The sequence below is a fragment of the Streptomyces sp. NPDC048751 genome (assembly GCF_043198595.1).
Classification (GTDB): domain Bacteria; phylum Actinomycetota; class Actinomycetes; order Streptomycetales; family Streptomycetaceae; genus Streptomyces.
This window is the reverse complement of the sequence record NZ_JBICUX010000003.1, coordinates 632334-656382: the sequence shown is the minus strand read 5'-3', so window position 1 is coordinate 656382 and position 24049 is coordinate 632334. Positions and strand designations below refer to the sequence as shown.

The window sequence follows — 24049 nt, the reverse complement described above, 5'->3', positions numbered from 1 at the left end:
AAAGTGGCGGCAGGCCGAGGAGAGGGCAAAGCGGAGGGCAAAGGGAAACCAGGATGTAACCATGAACCCCCTGTCGCGCTACGCGCGTTGACCCTAGGCTGCGCCGGACGGGGCCAACCACCTCAAGCAAGCCACAGGGGGGCGAATGCCAGCCACGACCCAGCAGCACCCGACCCGCAGACGCCGTACGTACCGGATCGCCGCGGCCGCCGCCGCACTCACCACCGCCGGTGCGCTCGCCGCCGCGCTGCCCGCGACCGCGTCCGCCGGCGAGAGCCACAAGCCCGGCGGCCACGGCCACCTGCCGAGCCGCTACCAGGACGTACAGCTGCTGTCCTTCAACGACCTGCACGGCAACCTGGAGCCGCCGTCCGGTTCGTCCGGCCGGGTCACCGAACTGCAGGCGGACGGTACGACGAAGACGATCGACGCGGGTGGTGTGGAGTACCTGGCGACGCACCTGCGCGAGGCGCGCAAGGGCAACAAGTACTCCGTCACCGCGGCCGGCGGTGACATGGTGGGCGCATCCCCGCTGATCTCCGGTCTGTTCCACGACGAGCCGACCATCGAGGCGCTGAACAAGCTGGACCTGGACGTCACGTCCGTCGGCAACCACGAGTTCGACGAGGGCGCCAAGGAACTGGGCCGCCTTCAGAACGGCGGCTGTCACCCGACGGCGGGCTGCTACACGGACAAGAAGTTCAAGGGCGCCGACTTCCCGTACCTCGCGGCGAACGTGCTGAACGAGAAGACCGGCAAGCCGATCCTCAAGCCCTACTGGGTGTGGAAGAAGAACGGCGTCAAGATCGGCTTCATCGGCGTGACGCTGGAGGACACCCCGGGCGTCGTCTCCGCCGAGGGCGTCAAGGGCCTCAAGTTCAAGGACGAGGTCGAGACGATCAACAAGTACGCCAAGGAGCTGGAGCGCCAGGGCGTGAAGTCGATCGTGGCCCTGATCCACGAGGGCGGGCTCCCGGCGTCGACCTCGTACAACTACAACTGTGACTCGCCGGGTGCGGGCGACGGCATCTCCGGCCCGATCGTCGACATCGCCAAGAACATCACGCCGAAGGTCGACGCCCTCGTCACCGGGCACACGCACGCCGCGTACGCGTGCACCATCAACGACCCGTCGGGCCAGCCGCGCATGGTCACTTCGGCCGCGTCCTTCGGCCGCCTCTACACGGACACCACGCTGACGTACGACCGTTGGACGGGTGACATCGCCCGCACGGCGGTGAAGTCGGCGAACCACGTGGTCACCCGGACCGTCGCCAAGGCGCCGGACATGACCGAGCTGATCAGCAAGTGGAACACCCTGGCGGCCCCCATAGGCAACCGCGCCATCGGCTACGTCTCCGCAGACGTCCCCAACACGGGCACGGAGTCCCCGATGGGCGACCTGATCGCGGACGCGCAGCTCTGGTACGGCAAGAAGCTCGACGCGGAGACGGACGTCGCGCTGATGAACCCGGGCGGTGTCCGGGCGGGCCTCACCTACGCGGCCAAGGGCAGCGAGGGTGACGGGGTGGTGACGTACGCCGAGGGCTTCACCGTGCAGCCGTTCTCCAACACCGTGAACCTGCAGAGCTTCACCGGCGCCCAGCTGATCCAGGTGCTCAAGGAGCAGGTGAGCGGCTCGAACGCGGCATCGCCGAAGACCCTCCAGCCGTCCGCCAACCTGACGTACACGCTGGACCTGACGAAGACCGGCGCCGACCGGGTCGTCACGGACTCCATCAAGGTCAACGGCACGGCGGTGGACCCGGCCGCCACGTACCGCGTCGCGACGAACAGCTTCCTCGCGGGCGGCGGCGACGGCTTCACCACGCTGGGCCAGGGCACGAACGACCTGGTCGGCGCCGACGACCTGACCGCTCTGGAGCAGTACCTGACGGCCAACTCCTCGGCGTCCGCGCCGATCGCGCCGCCGACGACGAACCGGATCACGATCGTTCATTGACATGCTCCTCGTCCTGAAGGACGAGGATTCTGGCCTTCTCTACCGGTTGCTGTGCCGCTACGCGGCACGGTTTCCGGTGGGGAATCCGTGGCTTCCTGTTTCTTCGCGCTGTGCCGGGATTGCTCCTGGTCTTACCGGCGCTCCGCAGGCCGATACCGCCAGTCCGGCGGCCGTCTTCACGTTGATCGCGGCGTTGGTGTCCCGGTCGTGGACGGTGCCGCAGGCGCTACAGGTCCATTCCCGGACGTTCAGGGGTTTGGGTCCGTCCTTGACGCCGCAGGTGGAGCAGGTTTGGGAGATCGGCTCGAACCGGCCGATCTTGACCAGGGTTCGGCCGTACCGTGCCGCTTTGTACTCCAGCATGCTGATGAACGATGCCCATCCGGCGTCGTGCACGGACTTGGCCAGCTTCGTGCGGGCCAGTCCCGCCACCGACAGGTCCTCCACGGCGATCCCTTGGTTCTCGCAGATCAGCCTCGTGGACAGCTGGTGGTGGAACTCACGGCGGGCATCGCCGGCCTTGGCGTGGGCGCGGGCGAGCTTGAGACGGGCCTTGGCCCAGTTCCTTGATCCCTTCTGCTTGCGGGACAGTTCCTTGTGGGCCTTCTTCAGTTTCTTCTCCGCGCGCCGGAGGAAGCGCGGGGAGTCGATCTTCGTGCCGTCGGACAGGACGGCGAAGTGGGTGAGGCCGAGGAGGTGGGGGCGGCGGGCAGGGTGCGGGACCACTTCACCTTCACCGCGCCGATCTTCGGCAGGTTCAGACGGCCACTTCTGGTGATGTTCCAGCGGGCGTTGGCGGTGAACCGGATCGACTGGCGGGCGTCCTTGCGGGACTTGAACCGGGGCGGGCCCATTCTCGGGCCCTTCCGCGCACCCTTGAGGGAGGCGAAGAAGTTGCGGTACGCCTTCTCGGCGTCCCGCAGGGACTGCTGGAGGACGACGGCGGACACCTCACCCAGCCAGGCCCGCTCCGGCGTCCGTTTCGCTTCCGTGATCAGGCATGTGGACAGCTGCCCGGCCGTCGGGAGCGGCTGCCCGGCCTTACGGGCGTCCTCGCGGGCACGCACGGCGTCGTTGAACACGACGCGTGCGCACCCGAACGCCCTGGCCAGCGCGGCCTGCTGAGCGGCGTCGGGGTACACCCTGAAGGCGTACCGGAGCTGCATGACGATCACACTAGGCAAGCCGAATCCACGTCGTCACCGGGAACATGTGGACGATCCGTCACCGTCACGAAGCGGGGTCCGGCTCTGCCGGAACGAGACCGCGACGCTCCGCGTCGCAGCCACAAGATTCGCTTCACCCCCGGCCTGAAGGCCGGAGCACTGCGAATGATGTCCGGTAGCGTGCGGCAGATCGTGAGCTGGGTCGCACAATCGGAGTAGAAGTTGCGGGTGGGGGGCATGTGCATGGTCGGATGGATCGATGCGTTCCCCCCACCACATCTCGACGCATCCCTACCCGAACTCCTATGAGGAGCCTGACCCGGAGCTCTATCCCGAGCCACAGGCCGGGCCGGATCTTTATCCCGAGCCACAGGCCGGGCCCGGGCCGGAATCGGAGCCAGAGACCCGGCCCGGGCCGGAGCCCGAGCCCGAACCCTGGGCCCCGCCGCACCACGGCCGCAGTCGTCGGCGTCGTCGGCGGGGCCGCTTCGCAGGTCTGCCGTTCGCGCTGAAGACGGTCGTCGCGCTGGTGGTCCTCGCCGCCTTCCTCACCCTGGCCGACCGCTGGGCCGTTCTCTACGCCGAACACAAGGCGGCGGAGTCCCTCAAGGACCACCTGAAGCTCACCGCGGCACCCGAGGTGGAGATCGGTGGCTTCCCCTTTCTGCCCCAACTCGTCGACGGCAACCTGGACTCGGTGAAGGTGACTGTCCCGGACGTGGCGGCGGACCGGGTCACGCTGGCCGCGGTGTCGGCGACGGCCCAAGACGTACGGCTCGACGGCGACGGCCCGACCTCGGTACGCGGAGCCCACCTCCCCGAACTGCACGGCGACGTCCTGCTGTCCTTCGCCGACATGAACCGCGAACTCGGCGCGTCCCAGGTGACGTTCAGCGGCGCGGGCCGTGACCGCGTCGCGGCGCGGGGCACCCTGCCGGTCGCCGGGCACGATCTGCGGATGCGGGCCGACGTCCGTGTGCAGCGCAACGGCGATCAGGGCATCGCCACGGAGATCGGTGGAATGCGCCTGGACATCGGGGACCTGGCGACGTACCGGCCCGGTTCCCGCCCCTCGGAGGGCCTGCATCTGACGCCGAAGTCGGCCGCCGAACTCGCCCGTGAGACCCGCAAGGTGCGGGCGCTGCTCGCGGTGCCGTCGGTCGTGCAGCGTATGGGTGTGCCCGACGCGGCCGTCCGCGAGGCACTGGACAACGACGACCGGCTCGCCGCGCTGACCGGCAATCCGCGCTTCGTCCACCAGGCCATGCGGGTCAACCTCCTCGACCTTGCCCTCGCCCACCCCGAGGTGCTGGACCGCCTGGGCTTCGACCCGGCCCTCCTCGACGCCCTCTCCAGCCTGACCCGCCCGGTCCTCGCCGACCGGCTCTCCCTGGCCTTCCGGCTGCCGGAACTGCCCCAGGGTGAGCTGCGGCTGCGGGACGTACGCGTGGAGAAGGACGGGATCAGGGTGCGAGTCGAAGGCTCCGACCTGGCGGTCGGTTCGTAAAACCTGTGTCAGTGCCGATCCGGTTCGTCGGAGCGTCGGGCCGCCCCGAAGCGCCGCCCGATCGCCACAAGGGCTGACACACACCTCGAGGCGGGACCACCGGCGAAGCGCTCGGTGGCCCCGCCTCGGCGTGTCTCTCCGCGCCGGCCGAGACCGCACCTCACACACCCGCTTGGCAGAACCCTGGACGGGAGCGGGGGACGACACGCTGGCGCTGCGGCTCCGAGTGTCGAACCGGCTTGCGTCACCCATGCGGTGACCTTCATCCCCAAGGGGGCAAATTCCTAGCCTGATCACTCTTGGTAGTGATCGGCATGGTGTGCCCCGAGATCGTCGCCCTGTATGAAAGAGGCCCGCCGCCGCGGCCCCCACAGGAGACGATCACCATGAACTCGAGGATGCGTGCCCGCCTGGTGCACGGTTCCGCCGCTGCCTTATCCGCCATGGCCCTTGTGCTTTCGGCGACCCCGACCCACGCGACCTCCGCCAGCACCACAGTCGGACTGCCGGGTGGCAACAAGATCGCGATCAATGCCTGGCACTGCGCGCTGTACGCGAACGCCTGTGACTGGAAGGCGTCCACGAAGATGTCGGGCCTGAGCCCCAGGAAGGCGCGTTGGATCCAGAACCGCGCCGAACTGGAGGCCCACGGCGTCAGCGTCTCCCTCACGGTCTCGAAGAACCCCGAGGCCACCATGACGATGGTGAGCAGGTCGGTGGCCGAGGTCCGTTGGAAGAACACCCACGCCTCGATCTCGGACACCTGGGGCCAGATGCGTCCGAGCAAGTCCACCGTGTACGTGTCGACCCGTAGCTGCGGCTCCGCCCAGGTGACGGGCGCGATCAAGGTCAGCGAGAAGTGCGCTTACGCCGGGGCTTCTTGACCGGTGCCGGGGTGGTCGTGACTGCCGCCCTGCTGACCACGTGCGCCGCCGAGTCCGGGGACTCCAAGTCCGGTGAACCGGCCGCCGCCCGTCAGTTCGATCTGCTGGTCAGCAAGGAGAACGGCTACTACTACCCGCCCTTCCTCCGCGAGCAGCCCGCCGCGCCGGAGGCCCAGTCCTACGCTCTGCGGACCTTGTCCGAGCTGGGCCGCGATCCGAGAACGAGCATGTCCGCGTCCCGGGTCGCCGAGGTGCGTAGGGAAGCGCTGGAGTCCTCCCCTCTCTGGGGCCGCGACTGGCTGGTCCCACTGCGGCGGGCCGGCGCTCGGGAAGCGCTCGGTCCGAGCGACGCCCGAGCCGTGGCCGGGCTGCGGGTGAAGGGCGGCTGGTACGCCGACCCGGCGCTCGGCGGCGACGGGGACGCGGCCCGCTTGGGGGCCACCTGGGCAGCCCTCGACGTACTCAAGGCTCTGGGACGGCTCGCACAGCTCTCCGCAACCGACCGGTCCGAGACCAAGGACTGGCTGCGCTCGCTGGCCGACGAGCCACGGCCGCTCGGCCAGAGCGCCGCACTGGCCGGTTCATTGCGCCTGCTGGACGACGAGCCCCTGCCCGCCGCCCTCACCGCGGTGGCGCCACCGAGCACCGACGACTGGGCTGCGCTCGCTCCCGACGCCCGGACAGACCTGCTGAACGACACCTACCACTACGTCCTCGTCCAGGAGGCCGCGGGCAACCGGCCCTCCCTCGACGGCACGACCTGGCAGGCGGTGCTGCGGGAAGGGGCGGCGACCCTGACGTACGAGCAGCTCCACCACTTGGTCCACATCCTGAAGGCATCAGGTTCGAAGGGCGCGTTCGCCCCGGTGGTCCGGCGCCTCGAAGGCGAGCGGCTCGACGACGGGTCCGTGCGCGATTCCGGTGCCTACCTGGGCAACCCGGACGCCTCCCTCTTCGTGGAGCGGCTGCGGGGGCTCGCGGGCTGGGCGCGCAGGGATCCGCGGCTCGTCGAGGCCGTCGACCGTGACGAGAAGTCCGGCAGCGCGAGCCAGGACGGCGCCGAACGTCTTGGCCGTGCGGCTCTGCGCCGCGTCGCGACGGACGAGGACGCCGACACGGACCGACGGGTGTGCGCCGACCCGGCGGTACTGCCGACCACTGTGACCGACCGCAACGCCACCCTGTGGCAGCGCACCGCCCTCAACTGCGCCGATGCGGGGGCCGAGATCGGCACCCCGGAGATCGGCCACTGGAAGCTCGACACCCCGGCGGGCGTGGTCGCCGCCGCCACGGTTGTCGTCGGGCTCGTCGATGCCGGCAAGCGGGACGCCGTACCGCGCTGGATGACCGCCGCCGCGCTCAGGGAGCAGGCCCGAAGCCCGGAGCGGTTCACGTCCGTCTACGACTACGCCCTGGTCGTACGGGCCTACTCGCTGATCGGCGGAGCACTGGACGCGCCGCTGCGCGAGGCCCTGGGACGCGGAGTCACGCCGTACAAGGGCTGCCCCGGGCTGCCCGATCTGTACCAGGTCGGTGCCGGGGACCAGGCGTGCGACCTCAAGACCACCTGGGCCGTATGGGCCCTGGACCGGCGCCTGCGCGGCGCCATGGGCTGGATGCCGAGCCGCGCCCGGGGCACCACGGAGAGCGCCGAGTGAAGGGGAACACGGTGGGCGAACTGCTGCGCGCGGAGGGTGTGGGCAAGTCCTACACCCTGCGCGGAAGTCGGGTCGACGTGCTGCGCGACGTCGGTCTCGTCGTGAGGGGAGGCGAGGTGACCGCGCTGGTCGGGCACTCCGGATCCGGGAAGACCACGCTGCTCCACATCCTCGGCCTGCTGACGGCGCCGGACCGTGGCCGGGTGTTCGTCGAGGGCGCCGACACGTGCGGGCTCGGCGACGGGGCGCTGGCCGACCTGCGCCGCAGTCGACTTGGGTTCGTCTTCCAGTCGTACAACCTGCTGCCCCAGCACTCGGCGCTGCGCAACGTCCTGCTGCCGTACCTCGGTCGCCGAGCGGACGGGGAGGCGCGCGCCCGCACGCTGCTGGAGCGGGTGGGGCTCGGCGAGCGGGCCGCGCATCTGCCCAGTGAGCTGTCCGGCGGTGAGCAGCAGCGGGTCGCACTGGCGCGGGCGTTGGTCAACGATCCACCCGTGGTGCTGGCCGACGAGCCGACCGGAAACCTCGACGAGGCGAGTGAGCAGGTCCTGCTCGGGTTGTTCCGCGAACTCGCGGACGAGGGGCGTGCGGTCGTGCTCGTGACACACAACCCGGCCGTGTCCGACGCGGCGGACGTGGTGCACCGACTGGATGAGGGAGCACTGGTGACCGAGGGGAGTGCGGCATGAGCGTCTTCGCCCAGGCCCTGGCCAACGTCCGTGCCCTACGCCGAAGGCTGTACGGCCTGGTGGCTCTGGTGGCGGTCGCGGGAGCCGTCTGTCTCGGCGCGCTGGGCATCGCCGACCGGGCGCAGAGCGCCACCGACAGCGGGGTCAAGGAAAGCGCCGCGAACCGCAGCATCACCGTCGACCGGCCCGACGGGCGTCCCGGGACTGCCGAGCTGACGGACCGTACGGAGGCCCGGCTGGGCCACCTGCCGAACGTCGCCGCAGTGCAGCACCGGGCACAGGTGTCGTTCAGCGTGCAGACCGAGGCGGGGGACAGCGCGCTGCTCTACGCGACGACCCACCGCTCGGCGCTCACTCCTCCGGTCACCAAGTCCGTCCGTGCCCGGCTCTTCCCGCTGCGACCGGGCGAGATCGTCGCGCCGGCCACGTCTCAGGGCGTCGACCTGAGGAGGCTGGTGGGCCGCGAGATCGACGTCGAGACCATTCGGTTCGTACGGCCGGGTGAGGGCACCGGTGTCAGCGGCCGTGCCCGGCTCGTCGCCGTGTACGACCCGTCCTGGCAGCTGGACGGCCCGGATGCCGCGTACGCGGCCGACTCCACGGTGATCGAGTGGGCCGCCCAGCGGGCCGGACAGCCGGAGGACAGCTACCTGGGCACCACCGGGTACGACCAGTTGACCGTGGTCGCACGGACCGCGGCGGACGTGCCGGGCGTGATGAAGGCCGTGCAGCAGCTCGGCTATCCGGCGGTCACCCTGCGCCAGCAGCTCGACGCGCTGCCCTCCGTGCTGGAGCTGATCAGGGTGGTCGGCCAGGCCCTGCTGGCCGTGCTCGGGGTGCTGGCGTTCGTCGGCGCGGTCACCGTGACCGGGGCGTTGTCGCGTCAACGGGCACAGGAGGTCGGCATTCTCAAGGCGGTCGGTTTCCGCACCCGGGCCGTGCTGACCATGCTGGTCACGGAGATGGCACTGGCCGGTGCGGTGGCCGCGCTCATCGGCATCGTCCTCGGAGCGGTGCTCGGCGGGGTAGGCGCGGCGCTGATGCGGGGCAGCACGGACCTCGCTCCCTATGTGAAGGGCTGGGTGCCGTTGCCGTCGGCGGCGACTCTGGTGCTGATGCTCGGTCTCACGGTGCTCGTGGTGGCGGCGGGCGCGCTGCTCCCGGCCCGCCGGGCCGCGGCGATGTCCCCGACCGACGCGATGAAGGACTGGTGAGCGGCCGATGGCACGGTGGATTCGTGGGCGGCTTCTCCTCGCGGCCGTCGCCCTGACAACGGCCTGCTCGGGCCCCGGTGGTGTGAAGTTGGGCCATGACTGGGACGGGGCCTCGACGTTTGCGCTTGCCAGGGTGGACGGGTTGGTGACGGTTGTCGGGGTCAATGCGCGGGAGGGTCGGGCGGAGAGTCTGGCAGTGGTGCCTCAGCAGGCCGATGACAGTGATGTGGTGAGTCCGCACATTGTGCGGCTGGCGGATGGGCGTTGGCTGGTGAGTGTGCCGCGGGAGGGGGGTGGGGCGGATCGTCGGTATCTGGTGAACCGGGAGGATCACGTGCTCGACGGTGTGCGTGGTGGTGAGGCGCTGCGGCGGGTGTTGCCCGGGAAGACGCTGGTCGCGGAGGTGGCGGGGTTGCCGGGGGCCGGGGGTGTGTCGAGCGTGCTGGTCAAGGATCCCGGTGACTGGACCATCCGGCGTGAGGTGAAGGTCCCCGGCACCATCGGGTTCGCCGCTTCGGATCCGGGGGCGGACGCGGTGTGTCTGGGGGGTGAGGCCGATGTGTCCGTCGCGCAGATGGGCAGCGGGAAGGTGACGCGGGTGGCGGTGGGGCGGCAGGTCGTCGGGCTTGCCTGTCCTGCGGGGCGCCCCGTTGTGGTCGTGGCCGGGGCGGATTCTCGGGCTGTCGGGGCTCGGGTCGTACGGGCCGACAGCGCCACGACCGTCTCCGTGAGCGGCGGTCGGGTCGACGCCGTCGCGGCGGACGGAGCGTCGATCGTGGTCGCTGTGGGGGTCGGGGGTGACACCGAAGTCGTGGAAGTCGACGCTCGCGACGGGCGGGAGTTGCACCGTGTCCGGGTCGAGGGGTTGGCCGCCTCGCAGGATGTCGTACGGACGCGGGACGGGTGGCTCGTCTATGCCGAGGAGTCGGTCGCGCGGGTGGACCTCGTCGACGGTCGGGTGAGGAAAATCGGGCTGCCGGGAGTCCTGTTGGACACCTGATGGGAGGAGGAGGTCAGGGCTCCCTCAGGTGATCCGGCACCTGCGACTCCCAGCGCCAGTGCAGCAACGCCGCGAGGAGGGCGAAGGAGGCCGCCGGGACGCATACGAGGAGCAGGACGGGGCGGAGGGTCGCGCCGGAGAGGGCCTCGACGAACAGCGCCACCAGCATGACCAGCAGGACCACCACCGCACCGGTCACCGCCCGCTGCCACGCCTTGCGGTGTCCCGCTCGTCGACGGATCCGTTCCTCCACCTCGGGCCGCCGCTCCCAGGCCGTTCCGCGCCACAGGGCGGCTGCCTCGCGCAGGGCGCCGACTTCCGCGCGGAGGCCGTAGAAGCCGGGCAACTGCCAGTCGTCGAGGAACGGGAGACGGGTCCGGTGGCCGTCGGCGCCGTAGAGATAGGTGAGGAAGACAGGGCCGTCGACGGGCTGGTTCGGGACGGGCTCGATACGGATGTCGTAGACGTCGGGCCAGGCGACGCGACGTACGCGCAGGGCGCCGCGGGTGGTGATGCCGTCGGGGCCGGCGATCGTGCGGCCTCGCCAGTGGAGCAGGGAGGTCCAGGTCAGGAACGCCAGAACCATGGCGGCGACGGCTGCGTCGGCCCACCGGTTCATGGCGTCGTGGTCGTCCTGGGTCAGACGGAAGACGTAGTTCCCCAGGCAGAGCGCGATGAAGCCGAACCGGCGACGCGGCATCCGCCTGCGCCGCCCGTACTCCCGCGTGGAACGGTTCTCGCTCACCGGTGAATCGCACCTCTCCGGTCGCGGATGCGGACGACGCGCGACCGGGGAGATGCTAAGCGCCCCAGGTGAGAGGGAGGGTAAAGCCGGCGTCAGGAAGCGGACGGGGTCCAGCCGGCCAGCCAGTCCGCGACTTCCTGGTCCGCGGCCTGGGCGTCGGTGAGGACGGGCCGGTCCGAACTGGCGCCGCCCGAGCCGGTGCCGCTGTTCTTGTACTCGGCGAAGCGGTCGTCCTTCCAGGAGAAGCCGCTCATGTCGGTCCACGGGGTGGTCTTGATCGCGGCGCTCAGGCTGGTGTTGCGGACCGTGGTCTGCGGGTCGAGGCTCGCGTCGCCACCGGCGTGCCAGGGGCGGCCGAGGTAGAAGGTGCGGTCGGAGACGTCGCCGTTGATGGTGGAGTTGGCGATCAGGATGCCCTTGCGGTTCGCGGCCGTGCTCGGGGCGGTGACGTACCCGGCCGACTGGCCGTTCCAGCGCTTCTTCAGGGTGATGACGGACTTGTCGATCACGGCGGTGGCGCGGCCGAAGATGAAGTCGACGTTGCCGACGACGTACGAGTTCGTCATGTAGACACGGCCCAGCTTGTCCTTGGACGCCGTGTCCACCAGCAGCGTGTCCTGGTCGCCGCTGACGATGACGCCGTCGAGGAAGACCTTGTCGGCTGCGGTGCGCAGCGCGACCGCCTGGTTGGCGATGTCCTGGTGCGCGGCCTCGTCGAAGTCGTTGGAGATGGTCAGGTTGCGGGCCTGGAAGTCGTCCGCCTCGACGGCGACGGAGGCGCTGCCGCCGGTGCCGTACGTGCCACCGCCGGGCTTCGGAGTGCCCGACGCGTTGTTGTAGACGATCACCGTGTCCTTACGGCTGGCCCCCGTGCCCTGGATGGTGACGTGCGGCTTGTTGGACGGCACCTTGACCAGCTCGCGGTACGTGCCCGGCTTGACCGCGATCACCACACGGGAGGGGTTGTTGGCGGGTACGGCGTTCACGGCGGCCTGGACCGAGGTGTACTGGCCGCTGCCGTCCTTGGCGACGGTGAGTGTGGTGGCCGCGGCTGCCTTCGTGGTGGCGGTGGTGACGGTCGTCCCTATGCTGGCGCGCGGGCCGACGCCCGCCTTGAGCAGCGCCGGGACGTCCGCCGCCTTGTCCAGCGTGTACGCGTAGTACTTCTTCGGGTCCCACGCGGCCCCCGAACCGCCGCTCTCGTTACGGCCGCTCGTGCCGGAGAAGACGTTGCCGCGCTGGACGACGGTGGCCGTGGCGTCACGTGTCACCGGGTTCTTCAGGCCCTGGAAGTAGGAGTTCTCCAGGACCATGTTCGTCTTGCCGCGCGAGTAGTTGCCGTACGAGGCGGTGATGGAGGTGCCCGCCTCGTCCTCCAGGTAGTTGTTGTAGAGGTGCGCGTGGGCGACGTTGTCCGTGGAGGGGTTGCGCTGCTCGGTCTCGCGGATCCAGTTGTGGTGGATGGTCATGTCCGCGGTGACGTTGTCGGTCCAGCCGATGCCGAACGCCTTGTTCTCCTGGCTCAGCTTGTTCCAGGAGACCGTCAGGTACGTCGTGTCCTTGCGGCTGTCGATGAGCCCGTCGGCCATGTGCCGCAGGTCGTTGTGGTCGATCCACACGTGGTGCGCGCCGTCCATCTGGATGGCGTCGAAGTCGTGCTCCTTGTCGTTCCACACGCCCTGGTACGCGTCCCGGATCGTGAGGTTCCGGATGATCACGTTGTGGACGCCCTGGCCGAGGAAGAAGCCACCGCCGACGATGTGCCCGGAGGTGCCGGCGCCGACGATGGTCTTGTCCGACTGGACCTTGATCTCTTTCCCGACCGGGTTCATGTTGATGGTCGCCGCGACGACGATGACGTACGGCTCCGGGGCCGTCGCGTACTTCTCCAGGTCGGCGAGCGTCTTCACGGTGACGGTCTTGCCGTCGCGTCCGCCGTAAGTGCCGTTCTGTCCGAGGGCGTTGACCGAGGCGAAGCCGTCCGCGGTGGCGGTGGCCCAGGCGGGAGCGGCGGCACTGACGGCGGTGGCTGCGGAGGCCTGGCGGGCGTCCGTGCCGAACATGCCGAGGTCCGTGCCGTAGCTCAGGACGCCGGCGGCGATCAGAGCCAGCGGGACGCCCGCCACCACGGCGGTGCTGCGCCTGCGGTGGCGGGCCTTGCTGCGGATCTCACTCATGCGGGTTCCGTTTCCGTGCGGGGGGATGGCCGCTGTGCAGTCGCCGCCCCGCACGGAAAGGTTGCCTCGAACCCGCCTGCTTTTGGGCCTACTTGGAGCAGGTCCTCGGATCCAGCTTCTGCTCCCACTTGTCCTCACGGCCGTCGGGCTGGCCGTTGGGCAGGAGCTTGTCCGAGGTCCCGTCGATGTAGTAGCCGTACGAGTAGATCGTCTTCCACTTGGCGTCCCGGCCGCGCCAGGTCGTCACCGTGGACTTGTTGCCGTTGCCCTTGTCCCAGCTGTACTCCTCCACCTGGAAGATCGGGTTGACGCGGACGACGCGCTGGTACGGCGTCCAGGTCACGGCGACCTGGGTGCACGGCGGGATGGTCTTCTCGCTGCGGCGCTCGAACGACGAGGTCTTCTCCCAGCCCCACTCGTAGCCCGCGCTGCCGCCGACGCTGCCCGAGAAGATGCTCTTGGCGAGGGAGAGACTGATCGAGCCGCCCACGCTCTTCTTGGCGAACGTCTTGGTGCTGTAGCTGCTGACGAAGGTCTCCTTGTCGTCCTTGGAGCCCCGGTTGCCTATCCACGGCGAGGTGCGGACGCTCTCGCCCTTGACGGACCAGGTCGACGCCTGCGCGTACCCGCACCAGCCGCGGAAGGTCTCCCACGGGCCGATCGGCATCCACAGCGGGACGACGTCCCGCAGGTACTCGTCACGGGTCTTGAACTCGCCGCTGTCGACGTTGTACGCGCCGTACACGCCGGTCAGGCTGCCCTTCTGGTTGCACAGCCGCTCGATCATCAGATCGGTGTCGCCCGGGTCCGTACCCCGGACGTTGGTCGCCCCGCCCGGCCCACTGCCGGCCGCCTGCGCGGAACCGGCGCCGGTCAGCAGACCGGTCAGGGCGAGGGTGGCGGAGGCGGCGATGAGGCCGCCCTTCTTGAGAGTTGACGTGCGAATGAGACGCATGGGGGGTGGCTCACTCCTCTGTGCGGTCACAGGTGTCTGTGGGACACCTGTCTGACAGCCCGAGAAGATGGCAGATAACTCACAAGTAGGGTTCGGGTCAGGTGAGGATGACAGCACATTGACAGCCGGCTGGGGGTACCTGTCGCCCTTTGTCTGCTTTACGTGAGCAACTCCGCGAGCCCGTCGACGAGTTGGGTGAGCCAGTCCAGTCGGGGCCCGCCACGTGCGATGCTGAACCCGTGACGCCGGCCGTGGAACGCGGCGCGGACGGCGTGGAACTGGGCCCAGCGGTGGACCCGTACACGGTCGAGTTCCGCCGTCTCGGCGAAGAGGTCCAGCACGCGGTGGATGGCCTTGGGCAGGTCATCGGCCGCCAGCAGCGTCAGCGCGCGTGACTTGAGCAGGGTGCCGCCGTCGTAGGCGGGGTCTCCCACGTAACCCTTGGGGTCGACGGCCAGCCAGGGCTCGCGGTCGGCGCGCAGGATGTTCCGGGCGTGGAGGTCGCCGTGGATGAGGGTGTCGGGTTGGCAGCGGCCCAGTTCGCGGACGGTTGCGAGGGCCGCGTCGAGCGTGCGGCGGGGGAGGGCGTGGGTGAGCTCCGCCGCGTCCTTGCGCAGCTCCTCCTCCCAGGCGTCGGCCTCGTCCCGGAGCCGGGGCAGGCCGGGCGGCGCGGGCACGGCCAGCCGCCGGGCGAGCCGTCCCGCGACGGCCACCACCTCGTCGCCGTCCTCGACCTCGTCGAGGGTTGAAGCGTGGGCCCGCTCCAGCAGCATGGCGAAGTGGTCGTCCGCGCGGTCGTGCAGGAGGACGGCGCCGTGTCCTTGCCAGACGGCGAACGCGTCGGGCTCGTGGACGTTGCCGGGGTGCGGGAACGACACCTTGATCACGGCGGGCGCCCCGCCCGGCCGCCTTACGGGGACGATGACTCCGACACCGCCGTGCAGGACGTCTCCGTCGGGTACGCAGGCCCAGCGGTCGAGCAACGTCTGTGCGATGTCCGGCAGTTCGGCGAGCCAGGCTGCGCCGGCGTCTCCCTCACGGTCGACGGTGGTCGTGACGAAGGCCTCCGGTACGTCGATCATTCGGGCACCTTACGCGTCGCGATCCGGAGCACGTCCCCGAGTGACTCGACGGCCCGGGTGAGCGCGAAACGTACGGCCCGCTCGCCGGCCTCGGGATCTGCGAGTACGGCTCTGGCGCCCTTCAGGACCTGTTCGCCGGAGGCGAGTTGCGCGGCCTCGATGTCGTCGGCGAGGCGGGAGAGTCGGCTGTCGCGGCGATCAGTGCTGAGGTAGCAGGGGCGGCCGTCGGGTGTGGTCCAGGGCAAGAGCCTCATGCGTAGACCTCCTGGCGGTGTCGGCCCGGGGCGGGGAGCAGGGCTCGTGGGACGGCAAGCAGGAGGGACACGTGCGTCTCCTTGACGATGGCTGACGAGCGGTGATTACCGTTCGTGGCTCGATCGTCACTGGTTGCACGTACGCTGCGGAAGGGGGTCGGCGTTGTCTGCGGCCCTGGACAACGGTGAGGGGTGACATGGACGAACGCGTTGACGTGGAAGCCGAGTCGGGGCGTGCGGTGCTTGGCCGGACGCTCAGGTTTCTCAGGGAGAAGGAGGGCAAGTCGCTGGGGCAGTTGGCCGACGAGTCCGGGTACGACAAGAGCTACCTGAGCCGCCTGGAGTCGGGCGAGCGGCTGTCCAAGGTGACGGTCATGGAGGACCTGGACGGCTACTACGGGTCCGGTGACCTGCTGGTCAGTCTTTGGAAGGTGGCGCGGATCGACGCCTTCAAGGACAAGTACAAGGAGTTCATGCGGCTGGAGACGACGGCTCGGATCATGGACAAGTACACGCCGAATGTGCCCGGGTTGCTGCAGACCGAGGAATTCGCGCGAGAGGTGTTGTCTAAGGCCCAGACAACCGACCAAGACACCGAGGCGGTTGAGGAGCAGGTGGCCGCACGGCTGGGGCGGCAGCTTCTGCTCCGCAAGACCCCGGCGCCCAGCGTTCGTTTCGTCATCGACGAGCTCGCTCTCCGCCGTCCCTCGGCCAGTTCTGAGACCTGGGAAGGTCAGCTGCTGCACGTTGAAGCGGTCGCGCAGTGGCCCAACGTCGTCATCCAGGTACTGCCATTCACGGCAGGCATCCACGAGCACATGGGGAAGGGGTCACTAACCCTGCTTTGGCAGAAGGACGGAAGCGCTGTGGCCTATGCGGAGGGCAACAGCGGCGGTTTGCTGATGGACGATCCGGCAGACGTCCTGCACCACCGCTTGTCCTACGATCGGCTGCGGGATTTAGCGCTGTCCCCGTCGGACTCACTGACGTTCATCAGAGACGTACTGGAGGAGTACAGGTCATGAAGCAGACCCCCGACTTCAGCACCGCCGTCTGGCGTAAGTCGAGCTACAGCGACGGGGGCGACAACAACTGCGTCGAGGTCGCCGACGGCCACCCCGGCATAGTCCCCGTCCGGGACAGCAAGGCTCCCGAAGGCCACGTGCTCGTCTTCGGCGCGGCCTCATGGGTGGCTTTCGTGGCGCAGGCCAAGCAGGCCGCGACGTAGGCTCAGATCCCGAACAGTCCCCTGAGCCCTCCCCTGGGCGCGTAGGACTCCTCCTTCAGCCCGCCCTCGACCTCTTCCTCCGTGCGCACGAGTTCACCCATGCTGACCCGGAAGTGCGTCTTGGCGTAGCCGTACCTCACCCTCACCAGCCATGTTCCGTCCTGCATGCGGAACACGCTCCGGTGCGGCCGGCCTCGGGGCTCCAGTCGCTTGGCCACGTGCTGCGGAACATGACTGTCGGCAAGCTCCCGAGCTCTGGCCTCGGCGGCCTGCCTCCCCGCTTCGACGTGCTGACTGGCCACCAGGTGCCAGCGGTGCAGGAAGAGGCCTTTCGTTTCGAGGCTTTCGAACGACTCGGCGTCCTCTTCGAGGAAGACGTACCAGGAAGACGTAGTCACAGTCGCCGAGGCTACGGCGGCTATGGGCGGCCTGAAAAGATCGGCCTTGTCGGGCGGCGGTGGGGTGAAGAAGCAGGGACGCGACTCTTTGACCGGCATGCGTCACCATGGTCTGCCGAGCGACACAGCATGTGGCGGCCTGGTGGGGCGATCTAGTGCGAGGGTGGGGCGCGTGGAGCTGAGCGAGGACCAGATCTTGGCTGAAGAGCTTGCCGCTCTTGGCGCGGTGAGTGGGGGTAGTGGTGGTGGTCGTTTGGTCCGGGCTGTGGCCAAGCTGATGACGAAGAACGTCCATGAGATCGACCTGCTTGTCCCCCTGCCGTTCGAGGATGCGGTCAAGCGCGTCTCCAGTGTGCTGGGGAGGGCGGGCCGAGCAGTCGAAACCGGGCCGGTCGGCTCTGACGAGGATGAGAAGACAATCCGTGTTGTTGCCGGCGGTGGTGCTGGGGGTCTGAATCCTGTGGTGGTGACGGCTCGGGTGCTGAAGGCCGATGAGGACAGCTCGGAGGTCTGGCTTCGTGCAGCAGCCAAAGAGGGCCTGATCAGGCAGCGAGCCGGGGAGAAGCCCGCCGTCCGTCTTGCCGCCCTGCTGAGCGAGGCGACAGGAGCGGACAGGGCGGGCGGGTGAGCGGCGGGTCCGGGGCTGCACACCTTCGGGTGATGTCACTCGGAGTTCCTGAGCGGCGATGCTTCACAACCAACAAGCTGATCTTGTGCACAGGACACGCCTGACTGATCCAGGAAGTGCGAGGCGGCTATGGTCGTAGACACGGCGCGTCGAAGGAGGACATCGATCATGGCTGCTCACGCTGCGGAACCCGATGCGGTCGTCCCTCCCATGCCCGAGCGGACCCCGAAGGCGCTGCGCAGGGCCATCGCCGAGGACGCGCCGCAGCTCCTCCCCGACTTCGACAGCCACTGGAAGCGCGCGATCGCCGACACATACGATCTTGGCCCTGTGCCCGCCTTCGTGGCTCGCTGGTGGTGCGAGTACGCAATTGCTCGTGATCCCAGGCTCGACGCTCACGTGCGGGATCTGCACCGCCGCGCGGCAGAAACCGCCGACTTCGCTGAGGCGCAGGCACTCCTCGAAGAGGTGTCGAAGATCCGCTATGGGACGCGGGAACTGGAGCCTGGCGAGTGACCGGCGGGTTCATGGGGCCGCCCTGGCAGATGGACTGGCGGCTCGATGCCCTCTCCCACCGTGAAGCACTGCCTGAGCACGTGCGGAAGATGGTTGACGAGGCCCGCGCGGAGCTGGTCACGGCGAAGGACCCATATTTCCGGGGTATCGATGCCGATGTCGGCCTGCCAGAGACCATGAGCGTTGAGCCGGTATGGTCCAGCGATCCCAAGGGACCGCGCATTCTGCACTTCGACAACTACAAGGGCTGGCTGGTTTACACCTTCGAGCGGCGCGTTGAGGATCCGCAGATCGTGGTTGTGGAGATCTTCTGGCAGTGACTGGGGTCGACTGAGCGATCAGGAAACCGCAGGCGGCGGCACCGGCGCCCCCGGCAGCCGCACCGTCACCACCGTTCCGCCCCCCTCCGCGCGGGCCAGCGTCACCTCGCCGCCGCCCTCCTGGACCGTGCGGGCCACGATGGACAGGCCCAGGCCCGAGCCGGGCAGAGCGCGGGCGCTGGGGGAGCGCCAGAAGCGGTCGAAGACGTGGGGGAGTTCCTCGGCGGGGATGCCGGGGCCGTGGTCGCGGACCGTCAGGACGCCTTCGGTCAGCTGCACCTCGATCGTGCCGGCCTCAGGGCTGAACTTGACCGCGTTGTCGAGGATGTTGACGATCGCCCGCTCCAGCGCGGCCGGTTCCGCCCGTACGTACCAGGGGTCCAGCGACGCCGTGATCGTCAGCTCCGGACCGCGCAGGCGGGCTCGGCGCAGGGCCGCCTCGACCGTGTCCTCCAGCGAGACCACCTGGAGGCGTTCGCCGCGCTGGCCCTCCGAGCGGGACAGTTCCTGGAGGTCGCCGATCAGCGACGCCAGCTCCGTCATCTGCGCCTTCACCGATGCGAGCAGCGCCTTGCGGTCCGCTTCCGGGATCGGGCGGCCCGTCTCCTCGCTGCGGGTCAGCAACTCGATGTTGGTGCGCAACGACGTCAGCGGTGTGCGCAGTTCGTGGCCCGCGTCCGCGATCAGCTGCTGTTGCAGGTCTCGTGAGCTCGCCAGCGCCGACGTCATCGAGTTGAAGGAACGCGACAGGCGCGCCACCTCGTCCTCGCTGTCCTCGTCGACCGGGATGCGGATGCTCAGGTCCTCCGTGCGGGCGACGTGTTCCACGGCTTCCGTGAGCTTGTCGACCGGGCGCAGCCCCGCCCGTGCCACCGCCAGGCCCGCCACGCCCGCGCCGATGACTCCGATGCCGGAGACGAGGAGCAGGATCAGGGCGAGCTCGTTCAGGGTGGACTGGGTGCTCTTCAGGGGGACCGCGATGAGCAGAGCGGCCTGGCTGAACGGCTGGGGCTCGCTTCCGGGGCCCGCGCTGACGTACAGCGGAGTGGTCAGCACCCGAACCGCGTTGCCGTCCTGGTCCGTGCCGTTGCGGGTGACCTCCTTGCGGGTCGACCCCTCCTTGACGAGGTCCTTGTCGGCACCGGTGACCTTGACCGTGCCCTCGGAGTTCGACGAGACGCACGCCTTGCCGTCCGCCGTCACGAGCTGGAGGTAGACGGAGTCCCGCACCCGGAAGTCGCGGCGGGTGTCCACCGGTGCGCTGGGGCAGTCGGTGAGCGTGTTGACGACAGCGGCGTACGGTTGGGTGCCCGCCGCCTGATGCAGATCGTCGTCGAGCTGGTCGTACAGCTTGCCCTGGACGATGAACCAGCACGTCACCGAGGCCGCCGCCACAGCGAACGCCACCGCCGCCGCCACCAGCAGCGCCAGCCGGGAGCGGATCGGGAGGGAGCGGAGCCGGCGTACGGCCCGGTGCGTCCAGGAACTCACTCAGCGCCGCCCTGTCGCAGGACGTACCCCACACCCCGAACCGTGTGCACGAGCCGAGGCTCGCCGCCCGCCTCCGTCTTGCGGCGCAGGTACATGACGTACACGTCGAGGGAGTTGGAGGAGGGCTCGAAGTCGAAGCCCCAGACCGCCTTGAGGATCTGCTCGCGGGTGAGGACCTGGCGCGGGTGCGCCATGAACATCTCCAGGAGCGTGAATTCCGTGCGGGTCAGTTCCACCGGGCGCCCGCCCCGCGTCACCTCCCGCGTCGCCAGGTCCATGCGCAGGTCGGCGAAGGTCAGGGCCTCGTCGTCCTGGGCGGCCTGCGCGACCGCCGCCGCGTAGGAGCTGCGCCGCAGCAGCGCGCGGACGCGGGCGAAGAGTTCGTCGAGCTCGAAGGGCTTGACCAGGTAGTCGTCGGCGCCCGCGTCGAGGCCGGTGACGCGGTCGCCGACCGTGTCGCGGGCGGTCAGCATGAGGATCGGGGTCGTGTCGCCGGCGCCACGGATGCGGCGGGCGACGGTCAGGCCGTCCATGCGGGGCATCTGGATGTCGAGGACGACCAGGTCGGGGCGGTAGGCCGTGGCCTTCTCCAGGGCGTCGGCGCCGTCGACCGCGACCTCCGTGTCGTAGCCCTCGAAGGCGAGACTGCGCTGGAGTGCTTCGCGCACCGCCGGCTCGTCGTCGACGATCAGGATGCGCTGGGGGTCACGGTCGCCTTCGGCGGGGCTCATGGGCTCGGGATCCTCGGGTGCGGTGGGACGGCAGGGGCGGGCGGAACGCTTTCAGCCTCGCATGTTTCCCGACGGGAACGTGGTGGAGAGGGGCTCAGGTGCGGGCCGTCGTACGGCGGCGGCCGCGGGCGGTCGCCCGGCGCGCGGCTGTCGTACGCGTCGCGACCTCCGGTGCCCGGCCCGCCGGCGCGTGCAGTGCGTACGCCACGTCGAGAGCCAGGCCGAGGTCGGCCGCGCCGACGCCGGTCACCGGGTGCGAAACCTGCTTGATCATGACGTACTCCCTGGCTGGTTCGGAGGGGGTCAGTTGTCGGAGCCGCCGGCCCGCAGGCTCGACAGGTCCGACTTGACGGTGTTGACCGGGATGGCGAAGCCGAGGCCCACGCTGCCCGCGTCCGAGGAGGAGGACGAAGCGGCCGAGTACATCGCGGAGTTGATGCCGATGATGTTGCCGTTCATGTCGATCAGCGCGCCGCCGGAGTTGCCCGGGTTCAAGGACGCGTCGGTCTGGATCGCCTTGTACGTCGTCGTCGACGAACCGGTGTCGCCGTTGAACTGCTGACCGCCGAACTCGAACGGCCAGCCCCCGCCCTGCTGCTGTTGCTGCTGCCGGCCCTCGTCCGTCGAGACGGTCACGTCCCGGTTCAGGGCGGAGACGATGCCGCTGGTGACGGTGCCGGTCAGGCCCTCGGGCGAGCCGATCGCCACGACCGTGTCGCCGACGTCCACGCCGGAGGAGTCACCGAGGGCGGCCGCCTTCAGGCCGGAGGCGTTCTCCAGCTTGATCAGCGCCAGGTCCTTCTTGCTGTCCGTCCCGACGACGTTCGCGGTGTACGTCTTGCCGTCACTGGTCCGCACCTTGACCGACGAGGCGCCGGAGACGACGTGGTTGTTGGTGACGATCTCACCGTTGCTCGTGATGATCACGCCGGACCCGGTGGACTCACCGGCGTTCGAGGTCGCGTTGATCTCGACGATGCTCGGGCTGACGGCGGCGGCTATCGCCGCGATGTCGCCCTTCTTGCCGGCGGGCACCACGTTGGTGGTGGTGCTGCTCGCGGTGACCTGGTCCTTGCCGGTCAGCTCCTGGATGCCGTAGGCCGTGCCGCCGCCGATCGCCGCGGCGACGATCGCCACGGCGGCGAGCAGCGCGACCGGGCCACGGTTGCGCTTCCTCCTCGGGGCGGACGGGGCGGACGGGGCGGAAGCAGGCGCCGGCGCGGCTGCCTGGGCGACCGTCGGGTCGTACGGCGGCGGAGGCGGCCACTCCGGGTTCACCGGGGCGGAAGACACCTGCTGCTGGTCCTGGTACGGGTTCTCGTACTCGCCGCTGCGGCGGATGCTCTCGGTCATGAGAAGAGCGTCGCGCCCGACCATGAGAGCTTCCTGAGTCCTCCCTGAGAAGCCCGACAGAACCTCGTATGCCCGATATAAAGCCGCGCCGGGAGCGCTCCCGGCGGCTCAGGGAAACGGGAGATGGCCGGGGGGTGAGATCACGGCTTGCGGTAAACGAAACCTTGTCCGAGCTGCTGTGAAGGACGTGTGCAAAGGGGCTGTTGGGGTGCAATCTTGCTTGGTTCTGACATCTGTGCCACCTCCCTCAGCCCACTTCAGCCCATTTCCAGGAGCTTTGAGTGATACGTGCCCTGCGCGGCCGCTGGAGACGCCCCGTCACGGCCCTCCCCGCGACCGCCCTCGCGCTCGCCCTGAGCTGCGCCAGCCTCCTCGCCGCCCAGCCCGCGAACGCGGCGGACGGACCGGCCGGACTGCCCGACCCGACGGGTGTCGTCGCCCCGTCGGAGACCCCGCAGCCGAGCGCCTCCACCCAGGAACTGCACGACCGCGTCATCGCGGCGGCGAAGGCCCAGGCGACCCCGGCGACCAAGCCGGCCAAGACGCCGTTCATCATCGGCGGCGGCGAGACGACGATCTCGAGCGCCCCGTGGATGGTCCAGCTCGCCTACTACGACGACACCACCGGCGACGGCTACTTCTGCGGCGGCACCCTCGTGTCCCCCACCAAGGTCCTCACCGCCGCCCACTGCGTCTCGGGCCTCAACTGGGCCAAGAACGGCTCCGTCCTGGCCGGCACCACCGACCTCGACGACACGAGCACGGGCGACCTCGCCGGCGTCTGGCGCCAGTGGACCCACCCGCACTTCAACGGCGACACCCTCCAGAACGACGTCGCGGTCCTCACCCTCGACCGCCCGCTGGAGCACCCCTGGCTGCGCCTGGCCGCCTCCAACGACAGCGCGCTGTACAAGGCGGGCACCAGCGCCAAGGTCTACGGCTGGGGCCTGACCTCCGGAGCCTCCGACGCCGAGCTGTCGGCCAAGCTGCGCACCGCGACCCTGCCGCTGGTCGCCGACTCCACCTGCAACAGCGCGATGCAGTCCGTCCTCGGCGAGGACGACTTCGTCGAAGGCTCGATGATCTGCGCGGGCACCCCCGCCACCGGCGCCGACGAGGGCACCAACAGCCCCTGCAACGGTGACTCCGGCGGCCCGCTGGTCGCCGGCGGCAAGATCGTCGGCATCGTCTCGTGGGGCGTCTCCGGCTGCACCGCCAAGGGCGCCTACCCGGTCTTCACCAAGGTCTCCTCGTACGCCTGGGCCGCCCAGCCCCGGATCGACGACACCGACATGTCCTTCGACGGACGCGCCGACCTCCTCGCCCGTACGCCCTCCGGCGGCCTCTTCGAGCAGGACAGCAAGGGCACCTCGCTCGCCCAGCGCGCCTTCCAGGGCAGCGGCTACCAGACCATCAGCTGGGGCCTCCAGGCCGACCTGGACCGGGACTTCTTCCAGGACCTGATCGTCCGCGACAAGACGGACGGCAAGCTGTACCGCAGCTACCTGGACCACGCCACCGACGAGTACACCTGGATGCAGATCAGCTCGGTCTGGGGCGGCTACAAGTCGTACGCCATCCCGGGCGACCTGACCGGCGACGCCCGCCCCGACCTGGTCGCCGTCGACTCCGACGGCTCGGTCTACCTCTACCCCGGCAAGGGCAACGGCCAGTTCTACGCCAAGGTCAAGATCGTCGACCGCGCCTGGAAGGGCGTCCAGATCTTCGGCCACGGCGACCTCTCCGGCGACGGCAAGGCCGACCTCCTGGTCCGCAACAGCTCGGGCGTCCTCTACCTCTACCGGGGCACCCAGCAGCAGAACACCCCGTTCTCCGCCCGCATCCAGGCCCGTACCGGCTTCACCTTCACGTCCTACGTGGCCAACGGTGACGTGACGGGCGACGGCATCGCCGACCTCATCACCCGCGACTCGTCCGGCAACCTGTGGCTCTACCCCGGCACGAACAAGGCGTCGAGCAGCCTGTTCGGCTCACGCATCAAGCTGGGCACGGGCTTCAACCAGTACAACTTGCTGTTCTAGGAAGCAGGGTCAGTGAACCGGGCCCCCAAGGGGCGCGGTTCACTGCGC

At 69.4% G+C, this 24049-nt stretch carries 23 protein-coding genes and 1 pseudogene; 13 read left to right on the top strand and 11 right to left on the bottom strand.

Annotation, left to right across the window (positions count from 1 at the left end):
- Positions 1-145 precede the first annotated feature (145 nt).
- On the top strand, positions 146-1963 hold the full coding sequence (locus ACGFNV_RS14765) for a bifunctional metallophosphatase/5'-nucleotidase (protein WP_393622427.1): 1818 nt from the start codon (positions 146-148) through the stop codon (positions 1961-1963).
- A 57-nt stretch (positions 1964-2020) separates the two neighbouring features.
- Here the strand turns inward: ACGFNV_RS14765 and ACGFNV_RS14760 are convergent.
- Positions 2021-3129, bottom strand: a pseudogene (locus tag ACGFNV_RS14760) (RNA-guided endonuclease InsQ/TnpB family protein).
- Between the two features lie 259 nt (positions 3130-3388).
- Between ACGFNV_RS14760 and ACGFNV_RS14755 the strand changes: the two are divergent.
- The 6 genes from ACGFNV_RS14755 to ACGFNV_RS14730 all read left to right on the top strand — a co-directional run bounded on the left by ACGFNV_RS14755 (position 3389) and on the right by ACGFNV_RS14730 (position 10081).
- A complete protein-coding gene (locus ACGFNV_RS14755; protein ID WP_393622426.1) occupies positions 3389-4636 on the top strand; it encodes an LmeA family phospholipid-binding protein in 1248 nt (415 codons plus the stop codon).
- A 443-nt stretch (positions 4637-5079) separates the two neighbouring features.
- A complete protein-coding gene (locus tag ACGFNV_RS14750) occupies positions 5080-5520 on the top strand; it encodes a hypothetical protein (protein WP_393622424.1) in 441 nt (146 codons plus the stop codon).
- Positions 5521-5537: 17 nt separating this feature from the next.
- Complete coding sequence (locus tag ACGFNV_RS14745) at positions 5538-7178, top strand: hypothetical protein (protein WP_393622422.1); 1641 nt, start codon at positions 5538-5540, stop codon at positions 7176-7178.
- 11 nt (positions 7179-7189) lie between these two features.
- Positions 7190-7867 (top strand): ABC transporter ATP-binding protein, encoded by a 678-nt coding sequence (locus tag ACGFNV_RS14740; RefSeq protein WP_393622532.1) that lies wholly within the window; start codon positions 7190-7192, stop codon positions 7865-7867.
- Positions 7864-9081: an ABC transporter permease gene (locus ACGFNV_RS14735; protein ID WP_393622420.1), complete on the top strand. Its 1218-nt coding sequence runs from the start codon at positions 7864-7866 to the stop codon at positions 9079-9081. Before ACGFNV_RS14740 ends, ACGFNV_RS14735 begins: the two co-directional genes overlap by 4 nt.
- 334 nt (positions 9082-9415) lie before the next feature.
- Positions 9416-10081, top strand: coding sequence for a hypothetical protein (locus ACGFNV_RS14730; RefSeq protein ID WP_393622418.1), 666 nt, complete (start codon positions 9416-9418; stop codon positions 10079-10081).
- A 13-nt stretch (positions 10082-10094) separates the two neighbouring features.
- On the opposite strand, the gene ACGFNV_RS14725 is transcribed toward ACGFNV_RS14730, so the two are convergent.
- The 5 genes from ACGFNV_RS14725 to ACGFNV_RS14705 form a co-directional block, all read right to left on the bottom strand.
- Complete coding sequence (locus tag ACGFNV_RS14725; RefSeq protein WP_393622416.1) at positions 10095-10826, bottom strand: PH domain-containing protein; 732 nt, start codon at positions 10824-10826, stop codon at positions 10095-10097.
- A gap of 92 nt (positions 10827-10918) precedes the next feature.
- Entirely contained in the window at positions 10919-13003 is a 2085-nt protein-coding gene (locus tag ACGFNV_RS14720) for a pectinesterase family protein (protein WP_393622414.1), read from the bottom strand.
- Positions 13004-13091: 88 nt separating this feature from the next.
- Positions 13092-13958 (bottom strand): hypothetical protein, encoded by an 867-nt coding sequence (locus ACGFNV_RS14715; RefSeq protein ID WP_393622412.1) that lies wholly within the window; start codon positions 13956-13958, stop codon positions 13092-13094.
- Between the two features lie 158 nt (positions 13959-14116).
- Positions 14117-15040, bottom strand: coding sequence for an aminoglycoside phosphotransferase family protein (locus ACGFNV_RS14710; RefSeq protein ID WP_393622410.1), 924 nt, complete (start codon positions 15038-15040; stop codon positions 14117-14119).
- On the bottom strand, positions 15037-15294 hold the full coding sequence (locus ACGFNV_RS14705) for a hypothetical protein (RefSeq protein ID WP_393622408.1): 258 nt from the start codon (positions 15292-15294) through the stop codon (positions 15037-15039). Before ACGFNV_RS14705 ends, ACGFNV_RS14710 begins: the two co-directional genes overlap by 4 nt.
- Positions 15295-15491: 197 nt before the next feature.
- Between ACGFNV_RS14705 and ACGFNV_RS14700 the strand changes: the two genes are divergently transcribed.
- Both ACGFNV_RS14700 and ACGFNV_RS14695 read left to right on the top strand, forming a co-directional pair.
- Complete coding sequence (locus ACGFNV_RS14700) at positions 15492-16319, top strand: helix-turn-helix domain-containing protein (protein ID WP_393622406.1); 828 nt, start codon at positions 15492-15494, stop codon at positions 16317-16319.
- A complete protein-coding gene (locus tag ACGFNV_RS14695) occupies positions 16316-16522 on the top strand; it encodes a DUF397 domain-containing protein (RefSeq protein WP_393622404.1) in 207 nt (68 codons plus the stop codon). Before ACGFNV_RS14700 ends, ACGFNV_RS14695 begins: the two co-directional genes overlap by 4 nt.
- 2 nt (positions 16523-16524) lie before the next feature.
- Here ACGFNV_RS14695 and ACGFNV_RS14690 read toward each other — a convergent pair whose 3' ends face one another.
- Positions 16525-17019, bottom strand: coding sequence for a hypothetical protein (locus tag ACGFNV_RS14690; protein ID WP_393622402.1), 495 nt, complete (start codon positions 17017-17019; stop codon positions 16525-16527).
- A gap of 73 nt (positions 17020-17092) precedes the next feature.
- On the opposite strand from ACGFNV_RS14690, the gene ACGFNV_RS14685 reads away from it, so the two are divergent.
- The 3 genes from ACGFNV_RS14685 (at position 17093) to ACGFNV_RS14675 (ending at position 18384) form a co-directional block, all read left to right on the top strand.
- Positions 17093-17548, top strand: coding sequence for a hypothetical protein (locus tag ACGFNV_RS14685; protein ID WP_393622400.1), 456 nt, complete (start codon positions 17093-17095; stop codon positions 17546-17548).
- A gap of 168 nt (positions 17549-17716) precedes the next feature.
- Entirely contained in the window at positions 17717-18064 is a 348-nt protein-coding gene (locus ACGFNV_RS14680) for a DUF6247 family protein (RefSeq protein ID WP_393622398.1), read from the top strand.
- A complete protein-coding gene (locus tag ACGFNV_RS14675) occupies positions 18061-18384 on the top strand; it encodes a hypothetical protein (protein WP_393622396.1) in 324 nt (107 codons plus the stop codon). Before ACGFNV_RS14680 ends, ACGFNV_RS14675 begins: the two co-directional genes overlap by 4 nt.
- An 18-nt stretch (positions 18385-18402) precedes the next feature.
- Here ACGFNV_RS14675 and ACGFNV_RS14670 read toward each other — a convergent pair whose 3' ends face one another.
- From ACGFNV_RS14670 to ACGFNV_RS14655, 4 genes are all read right to left on the bottom strand, one after another.
- A complete protein-coding gene (locus tag ACGFNV_RS14670) occupies positions 18403-19875 on the bottom strand; it encodes a sensor histidine kinase (protein ID WP_393622394.1) in 1473 nt (490 codons plus the stop codon).
- The gene (locus tag ACGFNV_RS14665) at positions 19872-20606 is read right to left on the bottom strand and encodes a response regulator transcription factor (RefSeq protein WP_393622392.1); all 735 of its coding nucleotides are present in this window, start codon (positions 20604-20606) and stop codon (positions 19872-19874) included. Before ACGFNV_RS14665 ends, ACGFNV_RS14670 begins: the two co-directional genes overlap by 4 nt.
- Positions 20607-20700: 94 nt before the next feature.
- On the bottom strand, positions 20701-20880 hold the full coding sequence (locus ACGFNV_RS14660; protein ID WP_393622390.1) for a hypothetical protein: 180 nt from the start codon (positions 20878-20880) through the stop codon (positions 20701-20703).
- Between the two features lie 29 nt (positions 20881-20909).
- Positions 20910-21959 carry a S1C family serine protease gene (locus ACGFNV_RS14655; RefSeq protein ID WP_393622388.1) on the bottom strand — a complete coding sequence of 350 codons (1050 nt, stop codon included), beginning with the start codon at positions 21957-21959 and terminating at the stop codon, positions 20910-20912.
- A gap of 281 nt (positions 21960-22240) precedes the next feature.
- Between ACGFNV_RS14655 and ACGFNV_RS14650 the strand changes: the two genes are divergently transcribed.
- Positions 22241-24001: a trypsin-like serine protease gene (locus tag ACGFNV_RS14650; RefSeq protein WP_393622386.1), complete on the top strand. Its 1761-nt coding sequence runs from the start codon at positions 22241-22243 to the stop codon at positions 23999-24001.
- Positions 24002-24049 lie beyond the last annotated feature (48 nt).

Coding starts and splice junctions, on each gene's coding strand:
- ACGFNV_RS14715 (WP_393622412.1), bottom strand. CDS start 13,958: ATGCGTCTCATTCGCACGTCAACTCTCAAGAAGGGCGGCCTCATCGCC.
- ACGFNV_RS14705 (WP_393622408.1), bottom strand. CDS start 15,294: ATGAGGCTCTTGCCCTGGACCACACCCGACGGCCGCCCCTGCTACCTC.
- ACGFNV_RS14700 (WP_393622406.1), top strand. CDS start 15,492: ATGGACGAACGCGTTGACGTGGAAGCCGAGTCGGGGCGTGCGGTGCTT.
- ACGFNV_RS14665 (WP_393622392.1), bottom strand. CDS start 20,606: ATGAGCCCCGCCGAAGGCGACCGTGACCCCCAGCGCATCCTGATCGTC.
- ACGFNV_RS14710 (WP_393622410.1), bottom strand. CDS start 15,040: ATGATCGACGTACCGGAGGCCTTCGTCACGACCACCGTCGACCGTGAG.
- ACGFNV_RS14750 (WP_393622424.1), top strand. CDS start 5,080: ATGGCCCTTGTGCTTTCGGCGACCCCGACCCACGCGACCTCCGCCAGC.
- ACGFNV_RS14660 (WP_393622390.1), bottom strand. CDS start 20,880: ATGATCAAGCAGGTTTCGCACCCGGTGACCGGCGTCGGCGCGGCCGAC.
- ACGFNV_RS14735 (WP_393622420.1), top strand. CDS start 7,864: ATGAGCGTCTTCGCCCAGGCCCTGGCCAACGTCCGTGCCCTACGCCGA.
- ACGFNV_RS14690 (WP_393622402.1), bottom strand. CDS start 17,019: ATGCCGGTCAAAGAGTCGCGTCCCTGCTTCTTCACCCCACCGCCGCCC.
- ACGFNV_RS14755 (WP_393622426.1), top strand. CDS start 3,389: ATGCGTTCCCCCCACCACATCTCGACGCATCCCTACCCGAACTCCTAT.
- ACGFNV_RS14765 (WP_393622427.1), top strand. CDS start 146: ATGCCAGCCACGACCCAGCAGCACCCGACCCGCAGACGCCGTACGTAC.
- ACGFNV_RS14680 (WP_393622398.1), top strand. CDS start 17,717: ATGGCTGCTCACGCTGCGGAACCCGATGCGGTCGTCCCTCCCATGCCC.
- ACGFNV_RS14655 (WP_393622388.1), bottom strand. CDS start 21,959: ATGACCGAGAGCATCCGCCGCAGCGGCGAGTACGAGAACCCGTACCAG.
- ACGFNV_RS14695 (WP_393622404.1), top strand. CDS start 16,316: ATGAAGCAGACCCCCGACTTCAGCACCGCCGTCTGGCGTAAGTCGAGC.
- ACGFNV_RS14720 (WP_393622414.1), bottom strand. CDS start 13,003: ATGAGTGAGATCCGCAGCAAGGCCCGCCACCGCAGGCGCAGCACCGCC.